3 protein-coding genes and 2 pseudogenes are annotated in these 3752 nt (G+C 69.7%); all 5 read right to left on the bottom strand.

Annotated elements, in window-relative coordinates; genetic code table 11:
- Positions 1-326: pseudogene (locus H5J26_RS29300) on the bottom strand (hypothetical protein); the annotation flags it as partial.
- A gap of 5 nt (positions 327-331) precedes the next feature.
- Positions 332-1198, bottom strand: coding sequence for a carbohydrate ABC transporter permease (locus H5J26_RS29295; protein ID WP_181768988.1), 867 nt, complete (start codon positions 1196-1198; stop codon positions 332-334).
- Positions 1198-2208 (bottom strand): carbohydrate ABC transporter permease, encoded by a 1011-nt coding sequence (locus tag H5J26_RS29290; protein WP_181768987.1) that lies wholly within the window; start codon positions 2206-2208, stop codon positions 1198-1200. The genes H5J26_RS29295 and H5J26_RS29290 overlap by 1 nt, the downstream gene beginning before the upstream one ends.
- A complete protein-coding gene (locus tag H5J26_RS29285; protein WP_181768986.1) occupies positions 2208-3491 on the bottom strand; it encodes an ABC transporter substrate-binding protein in 1284 nt (427 codons plus the stop codon). Before H5J26_RS29285 ends, H5J26_RS29290 begins: the two co-directional genes overlap by 1 nt.
- An 87-nt stretch (positions 3492-3578) precedes the next feature.
- A pseudogene (locus H5J26_RS31755) lies at positions 3579-3752 on the bottom strand (cupin); the annotation flags it as partial.

Genomic DNA, 3752 nt, shown 5'->3' with positions numbered 1-3752 from the left:
GTGCCGGGCGAGGCGAGCCCCGCGTCGGCGGCCGCCAGGGCACCGAGGACCAGCACGATCGCACCGGCGGCCCACTCCCCGGGGCGGGCCATGCGCGTACGGAACGCGGCGAAGTACCGCCCCGCCGTGCAGGGTTCGCCGTACAGGCGTCGTCGGCGCAGCAGCGTGCACGCCGTCGACAGCGCGGCGGGGAAGGTGACCAGCGGCAGCCCGGCGACCGCAGTGGCCAGGCCGATGCCGAGCACGTCGGCGAACAACTCGAAGCGCGGGCCGAAAAGGTCACCGTCCGCCCGCTCCGCCCCTCGGGGCACTGCGCCGTTGCTCATGCTCGTCAGCCCTTCAGCCCGGAGTTGGCCATTCCCTCGACCAGCAGCCGCTGGAAGGCGAGGAAGAACAGCACGATGGGCAGCAGCGCGAACACGGACATCGCGAACATCGGCCCGTACGCGGACTGGCTGGAGGTGTCGACGAACGTACGCAGCGCGAGAGTGAGCGTGTACTTGTCGGGCTCGAAGAGATAGATCAGCTGCGTGAAGAAGTCGTTCCAGGTCCAGATGAAGGTGAAGATCGCGGTGGTGATCAGCGCGGGCCTGGTCAGCGGCAGGACGACGCGGACGAACGTGCCGAAGGGGCCGCAGCCGTCGATCTTCGCCGCCTCGTCCAGCTCGCGCGGCAGCCCGCGCATGAACTGCACGATGAGGAAGACGAAGAACGCGTCGGTGGCCAGGAACTTCGGCAGCACCATCGGCCAGAAGGTGTTCACCATGCCGAGCTGGTTGAAGACGATGTACTGCGGGATGAGCACCGCGTGGTGCGGCAGCATGATCGTGGCGATCATGAACGCGAACAGCGGGCCGCGCATCGTGAAACGCAGCCGTGCGAAGGCGTACGCGGCGAGCGAGCAGCTCAGCACGTTGCCGAGCACCGCGCCGAGCGAGATGGTCAGCGAGTTGCCGAAGAGCTGGAGCAGCGTGACGCCCTCGATGCCTTCGGCCGCCGTGCCGTAGTTCTCCGTGGCCAGGCGGGACGGCAACAGGGCGAGGCTGGCGAGGACTTCGTCCGCCGGCTTGAAGGACGTGGCGACCAGCCAGGCCAACGGATAGAGCAGCACGACGAGTACGGCCAGGGCGCCCGCGTGCAGCGCGACGCGCGGCCAGTTGACGGGCCGGCGGCGGCCGGCGGCTGTGGTGGCGGACATCAGCGGACCTCCTCGTTCGCGTAGAAGACCCAGGAGCGGGAGGTGCGGAAGAGGACCGCCGTGACGATGCCGATCGCCACGAGAAGCACCCACGCCATCGCTGAGGCGTAGCCCATGTGCGAGGCGGTGAAGCCCCGGTCGTAGAGGTAGAGCGTGTAGAAGAGCGTGGAGTCGGCCGGGCCGCCCCGGCCGCCGCTGACCGCGTAGGCGGGGGTGAAGACCTGGAACGCCTGGATGGTCTGGAGCACCAGGTTGAAGAAGAGCACCGGGGAGAGCATCGGCAGCGTGATGGAGGCGAACTGCCGCCACCTGCCTGCCCCGTCGACGGCCGCGGCCTCGTAGAGGTCCTGCGGGATCTGCTGGAGCCCGGCGAGGAAGATGACCATGGGTGCTCCGAACTGCCAGACGGTCAGCAGCGCGACGCTCAGCAGAGCCCAGCCGGGCTTGTTGACCCAGCCGCCCATGTCCAGGCCGACGCCGGCCAGCAGGTTGTCCACCGTGCCGCCGTCGTTGAAGATCGCCCGCCAGACCAGCGCGATGCTCATCGACGCGCCCAGCAGCGAAGGCGCGTAGAAGGCCGACCTGTAGAAGTTCCTTCCGCGCCTCATCGACTTCAGGGCGACGGCGACGGTGAGGGCGAGCGCGAGCTGAAGCGGTACGGCGAACAGCACGTAGAGGAGCGTGTTGCCCACCGAACGCAGCAGCCGTGGATCCTCGGTGAACATCTGCACGTAGTTGCGCAGGCCGATCCACGACGGCGGGTCGAAGAGGTTGTAGTCGGTGAAGGACAGATAGAGCGAGACGGCCATCGGGAGCAGGGTGAGCACGGAGGCGCCCAGGACCCACGGGGAGAGGAACACCCAGGCGGCGCCCTGGCGTTCGCGTTTGCTGCGACGGTCCCTGCGGGGCTCTCCGGGGCGTGCCGCCGCGTCTCCCGCCGCCGCCTTGCGTGCTTCTCCGGCGCCCGTCGTCGCCGTCGCACGTGCCGTCGATGCCGGTGCGTTCGCCATCACGGCCTCAGCTCCGTCCGTGCCTCGGTGAGGAAGTCCTCCGCGACCTGCAGCGGTGTCGCCTTGTCGAACGAGACGTGGTCGTAGTCGCGTTGGAACGTCGACTGGAGGCCGTTGTCACCGCGGGGCGGTGCGGCGGGCGGGTCCTCGAGCTTTCCGCGCAGCGACGTCTGAAGGCCGGCGACCTGCTTCTGGAAGCCGGTCACCTTCGGGAGAACCCGCTGACGCTGACGGCTGTTGACCGGCGTTCCGCGGTCCACTCCGAGGATGTCCGCCGCCTCGTCGGAGTTGAGCAGGAAGTCGATGAACTCCGCGGCCTGCTTCGGGTGGGAGCTGCCCGCGGCTATCCCGAGCAGCATGGACGGCTTGAAGTACTGGCCGGGGGTGCCGTCCTCGCCCGAGGGCATCGGCGCGAGCGCGAGCCGGTCCTTGTACATGGCCTCGTAACCGGCCGACGGGGCGTCCCAGTTGAACTCCGCGACCGCCTTCTCGCGTCCCATCGGCGAGTCCTCGACGGAGCCCGCCATCTGTGTGGTGTCGCTGGCGGGACTGACCAGCCCCTCCTTGCGGAGCTTGGAGGTGAAGGCCCAGAAGCCCGCGAGGTCCTTCGCGGCGAAGGCGGTCTGCCCGTCCTTGCCGTACAGCTGCTTTCCCCGCCCGCGCAGCCAGATCTCGAACCAGTCCTCCATCGAGCCCGGGTCGGTCATGGCGTACGAGCCGCGCTCCCGCTTCAGCTGGCGCAGCGACTTCGCCCAGTCGTCCCAAGTCCAGCCCGCCCGGGGTGTCTTGAGCCCCGCCTCACGCCACGCCACCTTGTCGTAGGCGAGCGCCTGCGTGCCCACGCCCATCGGGAGGGCGTACTGGACGCCGCCGACCTGCCCGGTCTTCAGCAGGGCGGGGTCCATCTTCCCGGTCGGCAGGCGCTTGCGCTGCTTCTCCAGGTCGAGCATCACGTCGGAGCCCGCGTACTGGCTGATCTGCCGGTAGTCGAGCTGGATCAGGTCGGGGACGTCACCGCCTGCGGCCTGCGTGGCGAGCTTCTGCTTGTAGGACTCGTAGGTCGAGTAGGAGGTCTGGACGTCGATGCCGGGATGGGCACGTTCGAAGGCCTCGACGGCCTTGTTGGTACGGGCGGCACGGTCGGCGTTCCCCCACCAGGTGAAGCGGAGCGTGACCTTGCCTTCGCCGGAGGCGGAGGCTCCGCCGCCGCAGCCTGTGAGCGTCGCGCTCAGGGCGAGCACCACGGCTGCCGCGCAGGACGCCTTCGTCCTGGGTGCGGGCATGGGATCGGACCTTTCCGTGCGGTGTCGGGTGTGACCGCCGCCCGAGCGCCGGCGTGCGAACACCGGTGCCGGCGGCGGCAGTCGGGGCTATTCGCCGTAGTAGGGCAGCGTGGTGCCGGGCAGTTCGTACTCGTCCCGGCGGCCGCACATTCCGTAGCCGCCCCGCCGGGTCGGCCCTGCCGACCGGGCGCGGGCCTCGGAGAGATGGGAGGCGTCCCCCGCGGTGAGCGCGTCGAGGTGCCGGCCGGTGCGCTCCGCCGC

It is taken from the genome of Streptomyces albidus (ex Kaewkla and Franco 2022) (assembly GCF_013870515.1).
GTDB classification, from domain to species: Bacteria; Actinomycetota; Actinomycetes; order Streptomycetales; family Streptomycetaceae; genus Streptomyces; species Streptomyces albidus.
Note: the sequence above shows the minus strand (reverse complement) of the source record. Positions and strands in the feature narration are given on the sequence as shown.